Here is a 20,328-nt window from a genome sequence, read left to right on the forward strand (position 1 = left end):
ATAAACAAGTAAGTGAGTAAAAGAAAGGGGGACGGGTAAATGCGCGGCAATAAGTTGTCCCAATTTGGTCAACAGCTTTTTTTCGTCGGACCGGCCTTATTGTTCTTTACCCTGATTACGATTATTCCATTTCTAATGGGGATGTATTATTCCTTTACAGACTGGAACGGCGTATCTGGTAATGTAAGCTGGGTTGGCTTTGATAACTTTAAAGCGATTTTTACAAATGATCCGGATTTCTGGTCATCCTTCTGGTTTACAGTAAGATTTACTGTGCTGGGGGTTATATTGACCAATGTAGTGGGCTTTTTCCTGGCCTATCTGCTAACTAAACCTTTAAAAACACGTAATATGCTCCGTACCATTTTCTTCATGCCGAATGTTATCGGGGGATTGTTGCTTGGTTTTATATGGCAGTTTATCTTCATCAAAGGGTTCTCAACACTCGGGGGTATGACTGGCTGGTCCTTCTTCAATCTTCCTTGGCTCGGTGATGCAACAACCGGCTTCTGGGCGATTGTCATGGTCTTTGTCTGGCAGTCTTCCGGTTATCTGATGGTAATCTACATCGCTTCGCTCAGCAATGTGTCGAAAGAGGTGCTGGAGGCGGCTGAGATTGACGGGGCTTCCCGGATGCAGGTGCTGCGCAACATTGTAGTGCCGCTGATCATGCCTGCTGTAACCATCGGTTTGTTCCTGGCGATTTCCTGGTCTTTCAAAATGTTCGACCTTAACCTTTCCTTGACGAAAGGCGGACCGTTCAAATCAACGGAATCCGTGGCTATGAATATTTACAATGAAGCCTTCCTGAACAACCGTTACGGTCTGGGTACTGCAAAAGCACTGCTGTTCTTCGTAATTGTGGCGATTATTACTGTGATTCAGGTCCGTGTTACGAAGAGCAAGGAGGTCGAAGCTTAATGAACGCAAAGTCAAAAGGCAGATGGAATATCGGGATTGAAGTGTTCATGATCCTGCTTGCACTGCTCTTCCTGTCTCCGTTTTATTTCTTGCTGGCGAACTCGGTGAAATCGTTCGGTGAAATCCTAAGCGACGCGGCAAGCTGGCCGGAAGTCTTCATGTGGTCCAACTATTCCAATGCATGGAAATTGGCCCGCTTCTCTGAAGCTTTCCGCAATTCGATCATAGTCACAGTCATCAGTGTTGTCTTTATCTCGCTGTTCAGTGCTATGGCTGCCTATCGTATGGTTCGCGCCAACACACGGTTCAATCAGATTCTGCTGCTTCTGTTCGTAGCGGCAATGGTGGTTCCTTTCCAGACGATCATGATTCCGATCCTGAAAGTCGTTAATATTATTGGAGTTAATAACTCCTTCGCTGGACTGATTATCACCAATCTGGGGATCAGTGTTCCGATGGCGATCTTCCTGTTCCATGGTTTCATCAAATCGGTGCCTCTTGAGATTGAAGAAGCGGCAACCGTGGATGGCTGTAATCCGATCAGTGCTTTCTTCCGGATTGTGCTCCCGCTGTTGAAACCGATGCTGATGACCACGATCGTCTTGAATGCACTCGGTATCTGGAATGACTACCTGCTCCCGTCCCTGATTCTTCAGGCACCGGAACTTCGGACCATTCCGCTGGCAACCTTCTCGTTCTTCGGGCAGTACACGAAGCAATGGGATATGGCGCTTCCGGCGCTTGCGCTTGGTGTAGCTCCAATCGTAGTATTCTACCTGTTTATGCAGCGTTACATTGTTGAAGGAATAGCGGCTGGCTCGGTGAAAGGTTAACACCGGGCCCCCCGTTCCAAATATTAAAGCTAGTAAATTTATTCAAGGGGGAAATTAGAATGATGAAGAAACGTTCTGCACTGATGATGTCCAGCGTCCTGCTGATGTCTGTTGTGCTCGCGGCATGCGGTGGCAACAATAACAATACTGCTTCAAATACTGCTCAAAATGGAAGCGCTGGCAATAAAAGCGGCGAAACTAAAACGGTTAAGATCTTCCAATTCAAGACTGAAATCGTTGAAGGCCTCAATGAACTGAAGGTTGAATTTGAAAAAGAAAACCCTAACATCAAGCTGGATATCCAAACTGTCGGCGGTGGCGCAGACTATGCAGCAGCGTTGAAGACCAAATTCGCTTCCGGCGATGCACCTGACATTTTCTCCAACGGCGGTTATGCCGAAATGGATCTGTGGGGCGATAAATTGGAAGATCTGTCCGACCAGCCTTGGGTGAAGGATCTGATTCCTTTGGCGGCTGAACCCATGACCAAAGACGGCAAAACCTACGGTATGCCAATGAACCTTGAAGGTATCGGTTATGTGTACAACAAAGACCTGTTCGAAAAAGCCGGCATTACTGAAACTCCAAAAACAATCACTGAGCTTGAAGAAGCAGCTAAGAAATTGCAGGCTATCGATGTTATTCCTTTCGGCAACGCTTATCAAGAGTGGTGGCTGCTGGGTAACCAGGGCATCAGCGTAGCTTTTGCACAACAAGATAATGTAGATGAATTCATCAGCGGACTTAACGCAGGTACTTCCACGATCGTGGGCAACCCAGTATTCAAAGATTGGAGCAACCTGCTTAAGCTGACTGTGAAATACGGACAAAAAAACCCACTAACTACTGATGCCAACACTCACCTGGCGATGTTCGCTAACGGCGAAACCGCTATGATGCAGGAAGGCAACTGGGCACAAACACTTGTAGACAACATTACACCTGACATGAACATCGGTATGTTCCCTATGCCGATCAATGATGATGCTGAGAAAAATAACAAGCTGACTGTTGGGATTCCTGCCAACCTGGTTGTGAACAAAGAATCCGGATCGAAAGAAGAAGCTAAGACATTCCTGAACTGGCTGGTAACTTCCGATATGGGTAAAGAATACATCACTAAAAAATGGAAATTCATCCCTGCCTTGTCCACAATCGAAGCTACTCCGGAAGACATCGGTTTGCTGGGTTCGGATGTATGGAAATATGTACAGGATGGCAAAGTGTACGGTCTGCAATCCTCTAAATTCCCTGATGGCGTAACACAGGAATTCGCAAGCGTCATTCAACAGCTGGTTGCCGATAAAGTCGACGAAGCCGGCTGGGAAAAAGGCATGCAGGCTGCTTGGGACAAGCTGAAGAAATAACGTCTCACCGTAAACAGAGAGCCCTATAAGGGCCGTAATTGGATAAAGTGGATTGCCGGACGTCCCCGTCCAACGCATCATTGATGTGAAGCGGGGGCGTCTTTTTGATAGGATGGAAAGTGGAAATGGATGGATGAGAACGGGAGGAGAGGAAGATATGACACTGAACAGTTATAACGCAGTGCAGGTCGGCGTCGATTATTACCCGGAACACTGGGATGAGTCCTTGTGGGCAGCGGATATTCAGTTAATGAAGGAAACCGGGGTCAAGGTGGTCCGGGTTGCTGAATTCGCATGGAGCCGTTTAGAGCCAAGGGAAGGTTTCTTTGATTTTGCATGGCTGGACCGGGCTATGGAGCTGTTCCATCAGTACGGATTGCAGGTTGTGATCGGAACACCGACTGCCACTCCGCCGCGCTGGCTCACCACCACCTATCCGGATGTACTTCCGGTCTTTGCCGATGGGCAGACGTTCCATCCTGGCGTGCGCGGGCACCGCTGTTATAACAGCGCTTCCCTGCGGGAATATGGCAGCCGGATTATCGAAAAGCTGGCCCGCCATTACAGCGGTCATCCTGCTGTGATCGGCTGGCAGACCGACAATGAATTCGGTATGATTGACTGCCACTGCAAGACTTGCTATGAAGCTTTCCGCAGCTGGGTTAGGCAAAAGTACGGCACGCTGGAGAACGTGAACACAGCATGGGGAACGGTAGTCTGGAGCGGGGAGTATAGCGACTGGAATGAGCTGACGGTACCGCTGGGCGGCTCGCCGTTCCAGAATCCGTCGTTCCTGCTGGATTTTCAGCGTTTTCAATGGGATTCGGTTGTCCGGTTCCAGAAGACGCAGATTGATTCGCTGCGGAGGATTTGCCCGGAGCATTTTATTACCCATAACTTTCACAGTTATCCGCAGCGGCTGGATATGTATGCAGTGGGCACCGACCTCGATGTGGCGGCATTCGACTATTATCCGAACACCTCACCGGACAAACAAGAGACAACGCCCTATAGCGGAGCGTTGTCTCTGGACGTCACACGCGGGATCAAACGGCAGAACTTCTGGATCATGGAGCAGCTCAGCGGCTCACCAGGCTGCTGGATGCCGATGTGGCGGACACCGTATCCGGGTTTTATCCGCGCCTATGCCTGGCAGGCGATTGCCAGAGGTGCGGATACGATCGTGCATTTTCGCTGGAGAAGTGCTGTCGCCGGGGCCGAGCAATACTGGCATGGCCTGATTGACCACAGCAATGTTCCGGGCCGCCGATTCGCTGAGTTCAGCCAGCTCTGCGGAGAAGTAAACGGCCTCAGCGGCAGGCTGCAGGGTACTGTGCTGAAGCATGAAGTGGCGATTCTGCATTCCCATGAGCAGAAGGCCGCGCTGGACATCCAGCCACAGGCCCAGGGTCTGGACTATTACGAGAACATCAAGCAGGCTCACCGGGCACTTACGAAGCTCGGGATTGGCTGCGATGTAATCCGTGCCGGGGAACCACTGGATGGTTATAAGGTCGTCATCGCGCCAAGCCTGTACGTGCTGGGCGAGACGCTTGCGGAGCAGCTTGAAGCTTATGCGGCGGCAGGCGGCGTACTCATTCTGACGAACCGCAGCGGCGTTAAGGACAGCAACAACATCTGCGTCATGCAGCCGCTGCCGGGATTGTTAAGCCGGGCAGCAGGTGTCCGGGTTGGCGAATATGATCCTGTCGGCCTGGAAGTCCATACCCTAGTGGACCCTGAAGGGAACTCCTTCGAATGCAGCCAGTGGTGCGATCTGCTGACACCGGTCACGGCGGTGCCTGTCGCCTGGTACGGCGATGATTTCTACGCCGGAATTCCGGCTGTCACTGTCAACAGCTTCGGGAAAGGGCAGGTGTATTACTTCGGAACCCATGCCGAAGAACGCTACTGGTCACTGCTGCTTGCCGATTTGGCCGGTAAGTACGGAGTAACCCGCTTTGCCGGTCTGCCGGATGGCGTGCAGGCCACGATCCGCAGCGGAGAGAACGGCAGCTTCCTGTTCCTGCTGAACCTGAACCGGATGCCGCAAACCGTGCCGCTTCCGGGCAGTTATTCAAGCGTGCTCTGTAACGGCGAGATCCGCTCGGGCGAGCTGCAGATGGAGGCTTACGGGGTGGAGATTCTGGAGCTGGCGGAGTAGCAGGAAGAGTGAAAGTAACAGACTCGTTGTAAGTTAGGCTCAGGGGAGCGAGGTTGGCTTTCATTAACTATTTCATTGCAGTTTGTACAGTAGATTCCGCGTACAAGGCAGGGGCAAGCAAGTCAATTGCACTTTGTGCAGCAGAATTCAACCAAAGGGCTATTTGGATCGAATTCCGCTGAATCTGCTGCATGAAATGCAATAGAATCAGAATAAAGGCCAAATCGGGCCGGATCTGCTGCACAAAGTGCAGCAGAAGTAATTGTGGGCGGAGTGAGAGATAGGATTCCTGAAGATAGCAGCGGCTGAATGTCCAAGCGTTCCTCGGAGTGAGTATAAATCTCCTCCCACGCCTCACCAGTTTACCAATAGCACTTCGCGCTTGTTAGCTGTTAGTGGAGCTTCCTAAATTGCTCCGGTGTAGTCGCCGACTGCTTGCGGAAGGTGGCCACGAAGTGGCTGACATCGCGGAAGCCAACCAGCTTTGAGATAGCTTTTACCGTCAGGTCAGGCTGGGTGACGAGTAGTTCCTTGCTCTTGCGGATGCGCAGGCGGACGAAATAGGCGTAGGGAGACAGGCCAAAGGTCTGCAGAAACAGGCTGTTAAGATAACGACCGGACACCTCAAGCTGGGACGCGAGATCATAAAGTCCGATATCGGGATCGCCATAATGGACATCCATCCATTTCAGCAGCGGCTGCAGCTTGTCCACATTGCGGGAAATGGAAGTATTGTTATGCAGCCGGCCGTATTTGCTCAAGGTAAGCAGGAAGCGGTAAGCGTCGGTGGAGACGCCCAGGCTGAACATATCGCCCGAAGCGTCATGGCGGTCAAGCATCTCCTTCAGCATATGAGGAAGCGGGGCTTCGCTTTCCCACCGGTAGAAGGAATTGGCGCCCATGCCCAGCGACTCCAGGATGTGCCGGGCTGAGCTGCCGCCGAAGGTGAGATAATAGGTGCACCATAGATGTGGTGTTAGCGATTCATAGCGGTGCGGAGTTCCGGGCAGCAGCAGAACGCCGCTGCCTTCGGAGAGCGTGATTTTTTTGTTCTCAAAATATATAATGCCTTCGCCCTGGGCCGTCTGCAGCCAGTGATAGGTGTCGTAGCCTTCGGGGCGGGATACTTTTTCCTGATCGGGGTTAAAGCCCATACTGTCCAGAGTAATGGGTAACTGCTGTCCGCCCTCTTGGGCAAACACAATTCTGCGTACCGCTGTCGCTGGCACAATCATCATCTCCCGTAGTTCCATATTGTTATATGCAAGGACCTTATTTTTATATTTAAAGCGACACGTTAACCGTTTAGAATAAATATATACTTATACTATAAAGGATGTGCGAAGTGTGATCAACGATAAATTGCCAAAGATTTGGTATGGTGGAGATTACAATCCCGAGCAGTGGGATGCCCCGGTATGGGCTGAGGATGAACGGATGTTCAAACTCGCGGGAATTGATGTCGCGACAATTAATGTATTCTCCTGGGCACTGATTCAGCCGTCGGAAGACACTTATGATTTCTCCGGCCTGGATGAATTGATGGACCGCTTATATAAGAATGGAACCTATGTATGTCTGGCAACAGGAACCGGGGCACATCCAGCCTGGATGGCTCACCGTTATCCCGAAGTGACCCGCGTCGATGTGCAGGGCAGAAAACGCAAGTTCGGCGGCCGTCATAACTCCAATCCGAACAGTGCGGTATACCGCAAATATGCGGCTAAACTGGCAGGTAAGCTGGCTGAGCGCTATAAGGATCATCCGGGTCTTGTGGCTTGGCATATTTCCAATGAATACGGCGGCTATGACTATTCCGAGCAGTCCGCCGCTGCTTTCCGTGTCTGGCTGAAGGAACGCTACGGTTCACTGGATGGCTTGAACAAAGCCTGGAATACCCGTTTCTGGGGTCATACCTTCTATGATTGGGAAGAAATTGTCGTTCCCAATGAACTCAGCGAAGAATGGAACGGCAACCGCACCAACTTCCAGGGGATTTCCCTCGATTACCGCAGATTTATGTCTTACAGTTTGCTGGAATGCTACAAGATTGAATACGATGCCATCAAGGAGCATAGCACTAACATCCCTGTTACTACCAACCTGATGGGCTTCTATCCCGAACTCGATTATTTCGAATGGGCCAAGCATCTGGACGTGATCTCATGGGACAACTATCCATCGCTGGATACACCGGTCAGCCACACGGCCATGACGCATGACCTGATGCGCGGCCTCAAGAACGGCCAGCCCTTCATGCTGATGGAGCAAACGCCAAGCCAGCAGAACTGGCAGCCGTACAACTCTCTGAAGCGCCCGGGCGTAATGCGCCTGTGGAGCTACCAGGCTGTAGCGCGCGGCGCTGACACCGTCCTGTTCTTCCAGCTCCGCCGCTCCATCGGCGCTTGCGAGAAGTATCATGGCGCGGTTATTGAGCATGTAGGACATGAGCACACCCGGGTCTTCCGTGAATGCGCTGAGCTTGGCAAAGAGCTGGAGCAGCTTGGGGATCAACTGCTGGATGCACGCAGCCAGGCGCAGGTTGGGATTATTTACGACTGGGAAAACCGCTGGGCGCTTGATCTATCGAGCGGACCATCCGTAGCACTGGACTATGTTAACGAAGTGCACAAATATTATGACGCACTGTACCAGCAGAATATCGAAGCTGATATGATTGGCGTTGAAGAGAACCTGTCCAAGTACAAGATTGTAATCGCACCGGTGCTGTATATGATCAAGCCGGGATTTGCCGAGAAGGTTGAAGCCTTTGTGAAGGCTGGCGGCACGTTCATTACCACTTATTTCAGCGGCATCGTGAACGAAAATGATCTGGTTACGGTGGGCGGTTATCCTGGAGAACTGCGCAAGGTGCTCGGCATCTGGGCCGAGGAAATTGATGCCCTGCTGCCGGGCATGAGCAATGAAATCGTCATGAACAAGGAATGGGGAACGTTAAGCGGTTCCTACAAATGCGGTCTGCTATGCGATCTGATTCACTCTGAAGGTGCCGAAGTGCTGGCGCAGTACGGCTCGGACTTTTACAAAGGCATGCCGGTATTGACTGCGAACAGCTTTGGTGAAGGTAAGGCCTATTATGTGGCCAGCAGTCCTGAAGTTGGATTCCTGCAAGGATTCCTTGCCAACCTGTGCGAAGAGAACGGCATCAAGCCGCTGGTAAGCGCGCCTGAGGGCATTGAATCCGTTCAGCGTGTGAAAGATGGCGTGTCCTATCTGTTCCTGCTGAACCACAAAGAAGGCGATCTCAGTGCAGACATCGGCGCAGCTGAACGCACCGACCTGCTGACTGGCAAGAGTTTCAGCGGCTCCACCGTTGTTCCAGGCCGCGGCGTCCTGATTTTGTCTGACAAGAACTAAACGAGAGTGCAATAAGGGCTGTCTCCAAAGTGGATATTTCTATTCATGAGGCAGTCCTGGTTATTTTCACACTGTAAAAAAACAGCAGAGCAGCAGTTCACCCTTCACGGGAGAATCGCTGCTCTGCTGTTTTTTGCCTTTGTGCGGCTAAGGTCAGCATATTGAAACTCCATGTTTACTCTTCAGTAAAAGAACCGAATTCCGTTATTTTCAAGTCATATTTGAAACTTATCTTCGACCGGCTGAACGTATCGTCCCAATGCTCCATAACCTTCTTCCATTCCGCAGGATGCTGGATGCTGAGCGTTTCGCCGAAGCTAGCGACATCCGCTTTATAATCGTTTTGCAGCTTCTGCATCAGCTTTTGCATCATCTGCGCCAGCTTCTCCTGAAATACACGGCCGACTTTTTCTGAATACTCAGCTGAAGTAGGATAACTCTTTTTGTTCCAGGTTTCTATCAGTCGGCCCTCGGTACGAATAGAAACTTCGAATGAAATGTCGTCCCCGTCTACAATGGCCTTGATTTTGCTCTTCATTGCCTTCATTTCGTAGGTCATCGGCTCATTATCCCAGTCATAGGCTTTGATCGCACCGCTTGTACCCTTACCGGTCAGCCAGGAGAGGCACTCCGTGTCCTCCTCTGACAAGGTTCCGATCCAGTGGCCAGTATCCCCTTTAATAATTGCAGCACCCGAAAACTCCGTATCTCCATCCACTGTAATGAGGTTTTGCAGAGCATAACTCTTCTTGGAATGCATGAGTGCATCCAATTGTGACAAAATGACCGGACTCAGCACCTTGCTTGTCCTGAATCGATTACTGATCATTTCTTTGATATGAAAGGAAGGGATTGCATCGGTTCGCTTGGAGATGAGCGTGTCATCTGCGCGTCCTTGACTGATAAACACCATCGTACTCGGACGGATGTCATTGTCGCGGAGCACAAAATCCATAAGCTGATCCATACTCTGCTGCTTGAGCAGATCAGCCGATACTATAATGACCTTGAGATGGTGCCCGATGATCGGCCGTTCGTTGCGAATCGAGAATTCACGGAAGATCTCAAGCACGGAATCACCCGTCCCCGATACATTGACATAAGGAGCGGTCTGCTGGCCCCCCTGTTTTTCCGTTGTACCTGTCGATTTAACTGGAACAATCTGTATCGTTACCGTAACCAAGTTTTTCTTGGAATAGGTACCGCCTTGCTCCTCCAGCTTTTGTTCTGCGGTAGTGAGATTGCCCGTGTCCAAGGAAAGGCCTGAATACAGTCCCAGGTCTTCAATCTCTCTGCTGCTCCAGCATCCTGTCTGCGTAACCAGAAGCAGGAGCATGCAGAGGATGAGAGGAAATGTCCGCTTACACATGCTGCTTCAATCCTTTCGTGCGAATAAGCCAAATCACTGAGAGCATTACCGGCAGCAAAAGGAACAGTATGATTCCCATTTTGCCGATGGCGTCGCCGAGGGTAAACACATCACTAAGAGACTTAGGCACCATAGCGGAAATGAAAATGACCGGAACGAGCGCAAAAATCACCGGATGAATGGAAAGGCGGAAGATTTGGGAGATGCCCAGGGAGGCCTGAAAGAAGAAGCTGCTGAAGTTGCAGAACATTTGCATTAGCCAGATCACCATGAGCGGAAACTCCATGCGCTCGAAGAAAAATCCCGGGATTTCAAAACTTCGAATGAGATCAATGGTGGGCCAAGTGCTTGTAACAGCAGAATCTATCGAGAGGCCTCCGATGACCATAACTACCGTGAGAAGATACAGGAAGAGCGGGATGCCGATTCCCACCAGCATCGCTTTTAGCGCCTGCCGGGGATTCTGCATGAACGCAACGAGTGTCATGACGACTTCACAGCCGGTATAGACAAGCACTGTTGACCTTAGGCCGCTGAGCACGGGAAGAATGCCGTTGCCCAGAACCGGACGCAAATGCTTCATATCAAAAAGCTGCAGGCTGAACGCGTAAGAAGTGAGCAGAATCATGATACTGATCGGAAACACGACTTGAAAGACTCTGGAAATGGAATTAATGCCGCCGTACACGAGATAGGTGCCGACCCAGATAAAGGGAAGGATGATTGCCCATATCGGTGTGCCCTCCAGCAGAAAAAACAGTGTGACCTCCGCAAGCGAGCGGATTTCAAACCCTGCGATGATTAAGAAATAGATAATCAGAAGCAGACATAGAATACCTCCAGGAACCCGGCCAATGATTTTCCCGGCATATTGAAAAACCGTTTTACCGGGAAACTGCTGGCTGATCTTCACCATTAGAGCAATTACCGCCATAACAATCACACCACCCAGCAGCACGGACAGCCAGGAATCCGGAGTCTTCACACTTTGACTCACACTCCGCGGCAGCGTAAGTATACCTGCGCCAAGCACGGTATTGTTCAGGAACACAGCAGCCTGTGAAGCGGTGATTTTATCGTCTGAACGAGTAAACATAGTGCGGCCCCCTCTTGAATGTGATTATGACCTCCGTTTGGGTTTCTGTGTCTTCATCATGGCAGGTCTGCGTTTCATCAGTGCAATTGGTGCACGGATGAACAAATCCTTCCAATCCCTTGGGCGAAACGGCGATACCGGCGTCAGGTAAGGCACTCCGAAGCTCTTAAGCCTGGTAAGATGGCTGCAGATCAGCAGGAAAAACAGGATTGTGCCGAACATGCCGAGAACCGCAGCAAACATCATCCCGGCGAAACGGAGAAGCCGCAGGGTAATCCCGGCGCTGTACATCGGAATGGAGAAGGATGAAATGGCGGTGACGGCGACAACGATGACCAAAAAGGGACTAACAATACCCGCCTGCACCGCCGCATCCCCGATAATCAAACCGCCGACGATGCCCATAGCCGGTCCAATGGGCTTGGGCAGCCTGATCCCGGCCTCCCGTAAAATTTCAATCGATATCTCCAAAATCAGCACCTCGATCAGTGACGGGAAAGGTACCCCTTGCCGGGTCTTGATAATCGAGATTGCCAGCTCCGTGGGTATAAGCCCCGGATGAAATGAAATGAAGGAAATGTAAAGGGATGGAGCCATAAGTGCCAGAAAGGCGGCGGCGAAACGCAGCATCCGCAGAAATGATCCCGGCAGCCACCGGTCATAATAGTCTTCCGGAGATTGCAGCAGCATACTGAATGTCACCGGCACAATCAGCGCGAAAGGCGTCCCGTCCAGAAGAATGGCGATGCGGCCTTCCAGCAGGGCAGTTATAACTCTGTCAGGTCGCTCGGTACTCTGGACCTGCTGGAAAGGACTTAGGTAGTTGTCTTCGATCAACTGCTCGATATACCCCGATTCAGCGAGAAAGTCGATATCTATTTTGGAAATACGGGTCTGTACTTCCTCCAGCAGCTCCGGATTGACAATATCCTTGATGTAGGCAACCACCAAATCCCTTTGAACGCTGCTGCCAGCCCGGTACGTCTTCAATTCAAGCTGGTCGCTGAATCCCTGGCGGCGCAGCATGGAAGTATTCTCGCTCAGCACCTCGGAGAAGCCGAGTCGTGGTCCGCGCAGCAGTGCTTCTGAGACAGGTTCTGCTATCGCACGGTTCGGGCCTCCCGGAAGTTGGATCAGCAATCCCTTCGGCATTCCTTCAATCAGCAGAGCGGCATGTCCGAACAGGACGGATTTGTTGAGATCTTCCAGATTACCGGCTTCGCGCAAATTGCTGAAGGGCAGCAGATGTTCGGCGATGCCGGAAGCAGACAGGTTATCGGCGGTGGCCTCAAACATTAGAAACTGCATCATTTGCATATTAAGCAGCCTGTCGTTCTGCATGCCGTCCACATACATAAGCACTCCTTGAGTCTGCAGCTTTGTTAGCGTGAATTCTCTGAAGTGGAGATCACTGTTTCCGCCGATAGCCTCCTTAATAGAGTGAAGGTCGGCAGCGAAATTTCCGCTGAAGGCCGCTGCGGGAGAGGCGGTCTGCGGCAGGGCGGTATTTGATTGTGCTCTGCGGTTAGACATGTTCCCGTTGCCTGAGGACTGCGGTCCTCTTCCGCTGCCTACATAGGAATGCAAGGCTTTGTATAGACGGCTGGCAATTATGGGGACCAGCAGAGCAATTCCAGCCTGATAAAAAACTCCCCAGCCCGGGATGTAGGATAAGATCGATGCGAGCAATGAAATCACCCCCAGCTCTAAGAGTAAACAACTATGTAAATGAAGTTTTCCAAAGTTTGCTGCGGTTTAGTCATTTCTGTGAAAATATTATTAAACAAAAAACGGATGCCTCTGATTTTAAGAGCGCACCCATGTCTTCAGGTATATCAATTAGCGGAGAGGAATGTTGTATAATGCATAATAAAGAGGAGCAACAAGATTACCCGTTCAGGAAAGAGGCAGCAGATGAAAACCTTACTGGTAACAGGGTACCGTGCGCATGAGCTCGGTATTTTTGACAGCAAACATCAAGGTATTCCTTATATCAAAAAAGCACTTGCAGGCAGGTTGATTCCCCTCATTGAAGAGGGGCTGGAATGGATCATTACGCCCGGACAATACGGGGTGGATCTTTGGGCATGCGAGGTGGTGCTTGAGCTGAAAGTGCAGTATCCCGGACTGAAGCTGGGCATTATTACAGCCCATGCCGCACCGGAAGAGAAATGGAAGGAGGAGAAGCAGAATGAATACCGGCGGATCATTGCCGGAGCGGATTACTACGGGGCTGTAAGCAATGCTCCTTATGACGGAAGCTGGCAATTCCGGGCCAGGGATGAACTGCTGTTCCGCAAGAGCGACGGCATTCTGCTCTTCTATGATGAGGACGCTGCCGAAGGAAGCCCGAAGTATTTTAAGGAGCGGGCATTGAAGCTGCATGCGGAGGGGGATTATGGCCTGTTCCTGATGCATGCCGAGGAAATCCAGAATATCGCAGATGAAGAAAATCAACGTGAATATGAATGAGGAGGCAATACCAATGAATTCTGTTTATGAAGAAGATATTTGTTATGTCATTTTGTTAAGCCCGACCGAACAGGACCGCAGGGATATGGAAATTATACGGGGGCATGTGCGCCATCTGCAGGAGCTGGAACGCAGCGGGCAGCTGGTGATGTGTGGTCCGTTCAGCGATGCTCCTGGCGGGATGGTCATTATCCGCGCGGAATCGCGCGAAGAAGCAGTGGCCATTGCCGAACGTGACCCTTACATCCTCTCGGGCGTCCGCAGCTACGAGCTGCGCACCTGGGACCTGTCGCATGAAGGCAACAAGCATATGGGCATAGCTGCGGATTAACGAAAGTGCCGGTTAGATAAAGCTGCGCAGCGAAGGCGCTTTACGGACCTTATAATTCTGCTCGTACGCATAAGCCAGCTTGATCAGCATAGGCTCCTGGTAGGCTTGCGCCGAGAAGGTAACGCCGAAGGGGGCGCCGGCCGATGTATAGCCGGAAGGCACGACGATGGACGGATATCCCGCTCTTGAGGTAATCCGCGCACCGAAGTCGGCCGGGAACAGCAGAGCATCCAGCCGGTGCTCGCTCATGGTGGCGTCGATCCCCTGTTCCTTGCATAGCTTAAGGTCAGTGGCGCGGTCGCGCAGGTATTGCGGTTCCGTCAAGGTGCCGGAAGAGGTGTATTCAGCATCAATCAGCGTGGCTTGCCCGAACCTTAGCGTCTCGACCGGATGGGCATGATTGAAGTCGATAATGTCCTTCAGTGTGCGCATCGGAGCGCCTGGACCCAGACGGGCAAGATAGGCATTGATGGAGGTTTTGAATTCATTCAGCACAACGGAGGAATATTTGATCTCGCGTGCGGTCTTAATCTCAGCCGGGTCGATAATTGTCGCTCCAAGCTCACGCATTCTCTCCACGGAAGCGTTGAACAATGCCAGCTGCTCTTCCGTTAATTCTTCGAAATAATAATCCCGCGGAATTCCAATGCGTGCCCCCTGCAGCCCGTTTGGGTCGAAGAAGGCAGTATAATCTTCATGCAGTCTGCCCACGCTTGTTCCCATGGCGGCATCGCCGCTGTCCTTGCCGAGCATTGCATTCAGCAGCAGTACGGCGTCGCGGACGGTTCTTGCCATAGGTCCTGCAGTATCCTGTGTATTGGACAGCGGGAGGATGCCGGAGCGGCTGATCATGCCTACGGTCGGCTTAATCCCAATGATCGAGCCGAGATTACCGGGGTTGAGGATGGAGCCGGAGGTCTCCGTTCCTACGGACACTGTGCAGAAGCTGCAAGCTACCGCAACCGCAGAACCGGCGCTGGAGCCGCCTGTCGGTGTTGATATGTTATAAGGGTTCAGTACCTGTCCGCCCCGGGAGCTGTAGCCCGAAGGCATGCCGTTCGTCATGAAATTGGCGAATTCGGTCATGTTGGCTTTTCCCAGAATAACAGCCCCGGCTTCGCGCAGTTTAGTAACGATATAGGCATCCTCCCCGGCAAAAGAATCTGCCAAAGCCAGCGATCCCGCACTGGTATGCATTTTATCCCCTGTATTGATATTGTCCTTCAGTAAGACTGGTATGCCGTGCATCGGCCCCCGGGGACCCTGCTGCGAACGTTCTACATCCAGAGATTCTGCGATGAACAGTGCATCCGGATTGATCTCCAGCACGGAGTTGATCGTCAGGCCATTTTTGTCATGGTCGGCAATGCGTTCAAGATACATGAGCACCAGCTGCTTCGAAGTGATCTCTCCGGCAGCAAGCGCAGTTTGAATCTCCGTTATTGTAGCCTCTACGATTTCAAAACTCATACAGGTTCACGCTTCTTTCTCTCTTTGGTTTGTCGTTCTCCTTCATCTAACCATAGTTTGCCGTGTCTTGACAGCGTTCTTTTTACGACTCCCGGGGCATGCGGAATTCGGGTTGTTTTTGATAGTGTGATTAGAGAGTTCCAGATGTTGGGTAATAAACGCTAACCAAACTTTAGCGTATGCTTTCGAAGCGATTTTTGTCGAAGCCAATTCAGTGAGGTAACGCTAACCAAACTTTAGGAGGACAACATCTTGAGAAAATGGACAACATTCGTACTAGGAGTAACACTGGCAGTCAGCCTGTCGGCCTGTGGCAACAATGAGGCTGCCGAAAAATCAACGAATGCTGCCGAAGCATCCGCCACTGCTGCTCCGGCACCGGAAGCAACTGAGCAGGCGGCTGCGGAGCAAACTGCAAATGAGGGGACTCCCACTGTAGAAGAGCTTATTCAGAAGACGGCAGATGCAAGCCAGGGACTGAAGAGCTTTGCGATGGAATCGCAGATTTCACAGAAGATGAGCATGACCCAAGGGGAGACGACCCAGGATCAAAACGTTGAAATGACCATGAAATCAGAATATATGAAGGACCCGCTGCAAATGCACCAGCTGATCCAGATAAATCTGGCGGGGCAGGGAGAGCAAAAGATGGAGCAGTACATTACTGATGCCGGTTCCTTTAGCTTGGTCAATGGACAGTGGATAAAAATGCCTGCTGAAATGACTGAGCAAGTAATGTCTGCTATGCAGCAATCGGCCAGTCCTGAGAAGCAGCTGGAACAATTTAAGTCCATCACAGAATTTACGAAGGTCACCGAGGATGGCGAGGATTACGTTCTAACCGCTGAGGTATCAGGGGACAATGTGAAGGAACTGGCGAAAAGCTATATGAACCAGAGCGGCAGCGCGGACCCGCAAATGACGGCTTTGATGGATCAGATGGACATTAAGAGTATGACAATCGTCTATGGAGTTAATCAAAAAACATACCTGCCCACCCGCACGGATGTGGATATGGTCATGGATATGACCGCTGACAGCCAGAAAATCAGCATAGATATGAAGATGAAAAATGAGATCGGGCAGCATAATGAAATCAAGGCCATCGAGGTCCCGAAGGAAGCTTTGCAGGCAAAGGAAATACAGACGCCTTCAGCAACAGCAGCAGTAAAGTAACAACTGCGGCTGCAACAGAGTAAATAGTAACAATCGCAAGACAAAGCAAAGCCCGGCAAAGGTCATAAGAACCTTTCCGGGCTTTGCTTTGTTGATTTAATAGGGGCGAATATAGGACTCTTCCGCCGGGGCAGGGACAAAACCTTCTTCCGTCAGATACTCTTCAGCTTCCTGGATCGTCTCGAAGGCCATCTCAAGCTGAAGCCCGGCGTAGAGGTACCAGAGATCTTCCTCCAGCTTCAGACTTAACGTATGTCCGTCTCCATTAACCCAAAGGGTATCGGTAACTGTGGCAGTTTTCTTTTTTCTTTTGCCCGGTGCAGTGACTTCCGGGATATACATGGACAAAGAGGTGATCGACGCATCCAGCAGCTCGCGCAGCTCAGACTCCGTATAGTCGCGGATATTCACAAGACCTTTGTCATCACTTTCGTAGCCCCGCAGGAGCCCGGCGAACACGTAGCCGTTGCCGTTAGGATGCAGGTGGGAAGCAACAGTTTTCTTCTCATGGCGGCTCTGCTCGAAGTGATAATTCACCCGCCCAAGCGATACATTACGTCGTTCAAGCTGGGGGTAGGAATCAAGAATAGCTAATTTTTGTTCAAAAGTAAGCATATACAGCCTCCGGTTCACGGTTTATTGTAAGTGATTATACCATGCGGAGGAGCGCCCGGACTACTTCTTGCGCTGGCTCTTGTCAGGGTGTCAGGGCGCCACGGGCAGTGTCAGCACGAAGCGGCAGCCTTGTTCATGGCCGCTGCCCAGCACCAGTGTTCCGCCCATCGCTTCGGCGAGCAGACGGCTGAAGGTCAGACCGAGGCCCAGTCCGCGCAGTGTGCTTTGCTTGTCGTTGCTGCGGAAGAAGGCTTCGAAGACCTTATCTCTATTATCCGGCGTAATCCCTGTTCCATTGTCCGCCACAGTAATTTCGGCGTGTCCGGCTGGAGCCAATAGGAGGCTGATGGTGAGCTGGAGGCTGCTTCCCGGTTTCTTGGCCTGCACGCTGTTATTCAATAAATTGACGATAATCTGCTGGATGCGCAGCGGATCACCCCGCAGGAACAGGGATTTCTCCGGCATGTGCAGCAGAGGTTCGTTGACATCTGCGCTCTGTGTCAGCTTCCATTGATAGATGATTTCCTCGAGCAGCGGAACTGCATCCAGCCTGTCGTGGCGGACGGCGACAATACCGGCAGTCAGGGCGTTGTAGTCGAGCAGGTCAGCGACCATACGCTGCAATCGGCTTGCTTCCAGCAAAGCGATATCAAGGAATTCCCCGGCTTCCTCCCCTTCGACCACACCTTCACGGACGGCATGGACCAGCCCTTTGATCGAAGTGACCGGTGTCTTCAGCTCATGGGAGACTCCGGCCAGCATAACCGCGCGTGACTGCTCGAATTGCTGCAGCTTTCCCGCCATCTCCTGAAAGGACATCAGCAGCTCGTGAATCTCACGTTCCTTAGCCCCTGTCTCCAGAACAATGTTATACTGGCCGCCGCTGATTTGTGCGGCGGCGGCGGCCACATTCTGAATCGGTTTGGCCAGCTTGCTGGAGAGGAGATAGATAGTCAGCCAGCTTAAGATGATCAGAAAGACGACGAGAATCAAGAAGAAGGTGATCTCTTCCTTCGGGATATGGCGCAGGGAACGTTTGGACTGCAGGACAATGACCTGCCCCAGCGCTTCACCGTCTCCTTGGATTTGGGCGACAGCAGCCTTGAACTCCGGGCTGCGGGAATCGTTTAACGTATCATTAAGCTTATGCCGCATCGCTTCATCGCTTAGCGGCGGCTCGGAGAACAGCAGCTGTCCCTCCTTATCTGTAATGATCACGCACATTTCCACTGTTAATTTGAAGAAGCGCTTGCGGTCCTCAACGAGCTTGCTCAGAGTCGGACTGATGTTCATGTTTCCGTCCGTCCCGACACTGCGGTCGGCGATCTCCTGAGCCAGCAGACCGGTGGTCTGCATGCGGTTGTTCATCGCTTCCTGCTGAATCCACCAGAAAGTGACGAGTGCGGTGAGCAGGAGTCCGATGCTGATAATCAGCAGGTAGCGGACAGTCCAATAGAAGAGGATGGAGGTGCGTTTCTTCAGGTTGTCCATAATTGATACCCCGTTCCTCTGAGCGTGCGAATCTCCCCTTCATCCGCCGGCCAGTGCGAGAGTGCCTGGCGCAGTCTTTTGATCGACAGGTCTACGGCACGGTCGCTGCCCTCATAGTCCATTTCCCATACCTGCTCAATCAGCTGTTCTCTAGTGTAAATTTGATTCGGGCGTTCAGCCAAAAATAACATCACCGACATATCGCGCGGGCTGAGGCTGACCTCGGCACCGTTCAGGAAGAGGCTGCGTGCTGAAAAGTCGATGAACAGACTGCCGAAATGGCGTTTACGGCTGCCGTCAGACCACTGGGAAGGGCGGCGCAGCACTGCGTTTACGCGGGCTACTACTTCTTCCGGGATAAAGGGCTTGGACATATAATCGTCAGCGCCGCCGTCTAATCCGGCCAGCCGGTCATTGATGCCGTCCCGGGCTGTCAGCATGATGACAGGGCAGCTGCTTTTCTCGCGGATCAGGCCAAGCAGCTCGAAGCCGTCCATGTTCGGCAGCATAATGTCGAGCAGGATCAGAGCGGGAGGGGAAACTTCAAAGGCTTCCAGTGCGGCGCGTCCGTCGGCGGCGCGGGTTACGTGGAAGCCGGCTTTTTTGAGATAGGCACTAAGCACCCGGGCAATGGCTTCCTCATCTTCAACAATTAGAATCGACTTCATATCTAGTGCCTCCTTGAACACGTCCGGCAGGTTGACTGCCATACGGACAGCGGCTGCAGTTTAATTAAAATTTACGACAAGTTTACCACATTGTGCAGGCGTGTGCTTTGACTTATTCCCGACATATTGCTTTGTTAGAATGGGAAACAAGCCTAACAGGGCGCATAGAAAATGGATGGAGGGAATAAGGATGAACAAAAAAACATGGGTCTGGATTGCCACAGGAGTCGTTATCATCGGAGCCGTTACGGCCTTTGCCTTCTTGAACAACAGTTTGGGCAATAACGTTGAAATCGAGTCTGTTATTCCTGCACAGGAACAGGGAACGAATAGTGCGGGCACGGCTGCCGCGAACGCAAATGCAAATGCGAGTGGAGAAACAGCTTCCGGTGCTGCTGTTACAGCGGAACAATTGAACGGGGCCTGGAGTATTGCTGACACTTCCAAGGTCTATTGGTCGGTGACGACCTCCAAAGAGACAGTGAATTTTGTAAATGAAAAAGTTCAGGGAACCTGGAATGTGAATCTTGAGGATGCCGCCGCAATGACCGGGGAAGGGACTCTGGAGATGAGCGCGCTGGATTCCGAAAACGCTCAAAGAGATGAGCATGTAAAAAGCGATGATTACCTCGCGGTAACGCAGTTCCCGCAGTCGACCTTCACCGTGAAGTCGTTCTCCGAACTGCCGGTAGAATGGACGGAAGGCACCGCAGTACCCGTGGAAATGCAAGGGACACTCACGGTCAAAGGGATTGAGAAGGACGTGACTTTCCAGTCACAGGCCGTATACAGCGGAGGACAGCTTCTGCTGTCGGGAACAACAACCGTAACGTTTGAGGATTTCGGCATGGTAAGTCCACATTCCATCGTACTGGATACGGAGAACAATCTCGAAGTACGCTTGGAACTTACGCTTACTAAATAGAATATACAGAGTCTATCACGACTGTTTGTGCCTATCGCTCTTATAAGTGGAA

Annotated in this window: 17 protein-coding genes; 9 read left to right on the forward strand and 8 right to left on the reverse strand. The window is 51.5% G+C overall.

All coding sequences use genetic code 11. The annotated features are described in order from the left end of the window. Window positions 1–39: 39 nt before the first annotated feature. From MHI45_RS23520 to MHI45_RS23535, 4 genes are all read left to right on the forward strand, one after another. Entirely contained in the window at window positions 40–921 is an 882-nt protein-coding gene (locus tag MHI45_RS23520) for a carbohydrate ABC transporter permease (RefSeq protein WP_038586228.1), read from the forward strand. Further along, the gene (locus MHI45_RS23525; protein ID WP_038586231.1) at window positions 921–1,754 is read left to right on the forward strand and encodes a carbohydrate ABC transporter permease; all 834 of its coding nucleotides are present in this window, start codon (window positions 921–923) and stop codon (window positions 1,752–1,754) included. Before MHI45_RS23520 ends, MHI45_RS23525 begins: the two co-directional genes overlap by 1 nt. Before the next feature lie 59 nt (window positions 1,755–1,813). Continuing rightward, window positions 1,814–3,121 carry an ABC transporter substrate-binding protein gene (locus MHI45_RS23530; protein ID WP_076110377.1) on the forward strand — a complete coding sequence of 436 codons (1,308 nt, stop codon included), beginning with the start codon at window positions 1,814–1,816 and terminating at the stop codon, window positions 3,119–3,121. A gap of 157 nt (window positions 3,122–3,278) precedes the next feature. After that, complete coding sequence (locus tag MHI45_RS23535) at window positions 3,279–5,285, forward strand: beta-galactosidase (protein ID WP_083675585.1); 2,007 nt, start codon at window positions 3,279–3,281, stop codon at window positions 5,283–5,285. A 392-nt stretch (window positions 5,286–5,677) separates the two neighbouring features. Here the strand turns inward: MHI45_RS23535 and MHI45_RS23540 are convergent, their stop codons facing one another. Further along, window positions 5,678–6,514 carry an AraC family transcriptional regulator gene (locus MHI45_RS23540; RefSeq protein WP_445667508.1) on the reverse strand — a complete coding sequence of 279 codons (837 nt, stop codon included), beginning with the start codon at window positions 6,512–6,514 and terminating at the stop codon, window positions 5,678–5,680. 118 nt (window positions 6,515–6,632) lie between these two features. On the opposite strand from MHI45_RS23540, the gene MHI45_RS23545 reads away from it, so the two are divergent. Beyond that, window positions 6,633–8,663 (forward strand): beta-galactosidase, encoded by a 2,031-nt coding sequence (locus MHI45_RS23545; RefSeq protein ID WP_076110376.1) that lies wholly within the window; start codon window positions 6,633–6,635, stop codon window positions 8,661–8,663. A 175-nt stretch (window positions 8,664–8,838) separates the two neighbouring features. On the opposite strand, the gene MHI45_RS23550 is transcribed toward MHI45_RS23545, so the two are convergent. From MHI45_RS23550 to MHI45_RS23560, 3 genes are read right to left on the reverse strand one after another with little or no spacing between them, the layout of a single operon-like run. Next, window positions 8,839–10,032, reverse strand: coding sequence for a Ger(x)C family spore germination protein (locus MHI45_RS23550; RefSeq protein WP_076110375.1), 1,194 nt, complete (start codon window positions 10,030–10,032; stop codon window positions 8,839–8,841). After that, window positions 10,025–11,128: a GerAB/ArcD/ProY family transporter gene (locus MHI45_RS23555; RefSeq protein ID WP_076110374.1), complete on the reverse strand. Its 1,104-nt coding sequence runs from the start codon at window positions 11,126–11,128 to the stop codon at window positions 10,025–10,027. Before MHI45_RS23555 ends, MHI45_RS23550 begins: the two co-directional genes overlap by 8 nt. Before the next feature lie 24 nt (window positions 11,129–11,152). Next, a complete protein-coding gene (locus MHI45_RS23560) occupies window positions 11,153–12,817 on the reverse strand; it encodes a spore germination protein (RefSeq protein WP_076110373.1) in 1,665 nt (554 codons plus the stop codon). A gap of 225 nt (window positions 12,818–13,042) precedes the next feature. Between MHI45_RS23560 and MHI45_RS23565 the strand changes: the two genes are divergently transcribed. Both MHI45_RS23565 and MHI45_RS23570 read left to right on the forward strand, forming a co-directional pair. Continuing rightward, window positions 13,043–13,600, forward strand: a complete 558-nt coding sequence (locus tag MHI45_RS23565; protein WP_076110372.1) for a DUF1273 domain-containing protein — start codon at window positions 13,043–13,045, stop codon at window positions 13,598–13,600. Between the two features lie 13 nt (window positions 13,601–13,613). Beyond that, on the forward strand, window positions 13,614–13,931 hold the full coding sequence (locus MHI45_RS23570; protein WP_081965684.1) for a YciI family protein: 318 nt from the start codon (window positions 13,614–13,616) through the stop codon (window positions 13,929–13,931). 12 nt (window positions 13,932–13,943) lie between these two features. Here MHI45_RS23570 and MHI45_RS23575 read toward each other — a convergent pair whose 3' ends face one another. Continuing rightward, window positions 13,944–15,401, reverse strand: a complete 1,458-nt coding sequence (locus MHI45_RS23575) for an amidase family protein (RefSeq protein ID WP_076110371.1) — start codon at window positions 15,399–15,401, stop codon at window positions 13,944–13,946. 252 nt (window positions 15,402–15,653) lie between these two features. Here MHI45_RS23575 and MHI45_RS23580 point away from each other — a divergent pair, with 252 nt between their 5' ends. After that, a complete protein-coding gene (locus MHI45_RS23580) occupies window positions 15,654–16,577 on the forward strand; it encodes a DUF6612 family protein (protein WP_076110370.1) in 924 nt (307 codons plus the stop codon). 96 nt (window positions 16,578–16,673) lie between these two features. Here MHI45_RS23580 and MHI45_RS23585 read toward each other — a convergent pair whose 3' ends face one another. The 3 genes from MHI45_RS23585 to MHI45_RS23595 all read right to left on the reverse strand — a co-directional run bounded on the left by MHI45_RS23585 (window position 16,674) and on the right by MHI45_RS23595 (window position 19,351). Then, window positions 16,674–17,192, reverse strand: coding sequence for a hypothetical protein (locus tag MHI45_RS23585; RefSeq protein ID WP_076110369.1), 519 nt, complete (start codon window positions 17,190–17,192; stop codon window positions 16,674–16,676). 90 nt (window positions 17,193–17,282) lie between these two features. Further along, a complete protein-coding gene (locus MHI45_RS23590) occupies window positions 17,283–18,683 on the reverse strand; it encodes a sensor histidine kinase (protein WP_076110368.1) in 1,401 nt (466 codons plus the stop codon). Continuing rightward, a complete protein-coding gene (locus tag MHI45_RS23595; protein WP_076110367.1) occupies window positions 18,671–19,351 on the reverse strand; it encodes a response regulator transcription factor in 681 nt (226 codons plus the stop codon). Before MHI45_RS23595 ends, MHI45_RS23590 begins: the two co-directional genes overlap by 13 nt. A 190-nt stretch (window positions 19,352–19,541) precedes the next feature. On the opposite strand from MHI45_RS23595, the gene MHI45_RS23600 reads away from it, so the two are divergent. Then, the gene (locus MHI45_RS23600) at window positions 19,542–20,276 is read left to right on the forward strand and encodes a YceI family protein (RefSeq protein ID WP_076110366.1); all 735 of its coding nucleotides are present in this window, start codon (window positions 19,542–19,544) and stop codon (window positions 20,274–20,276) included. The last annotated feature ends 52 nt before the right edge of the window (window positions 20,277–20,328 follow it).

The organism is Paenibacillus sp. FSL H3-0321, from assembly GCF_038002865.1.
GTDB lineage: Bacteria > Bacillota > Bacilli > Paenibacillales > Paenibacillaceae > Paenibacillus_AQ.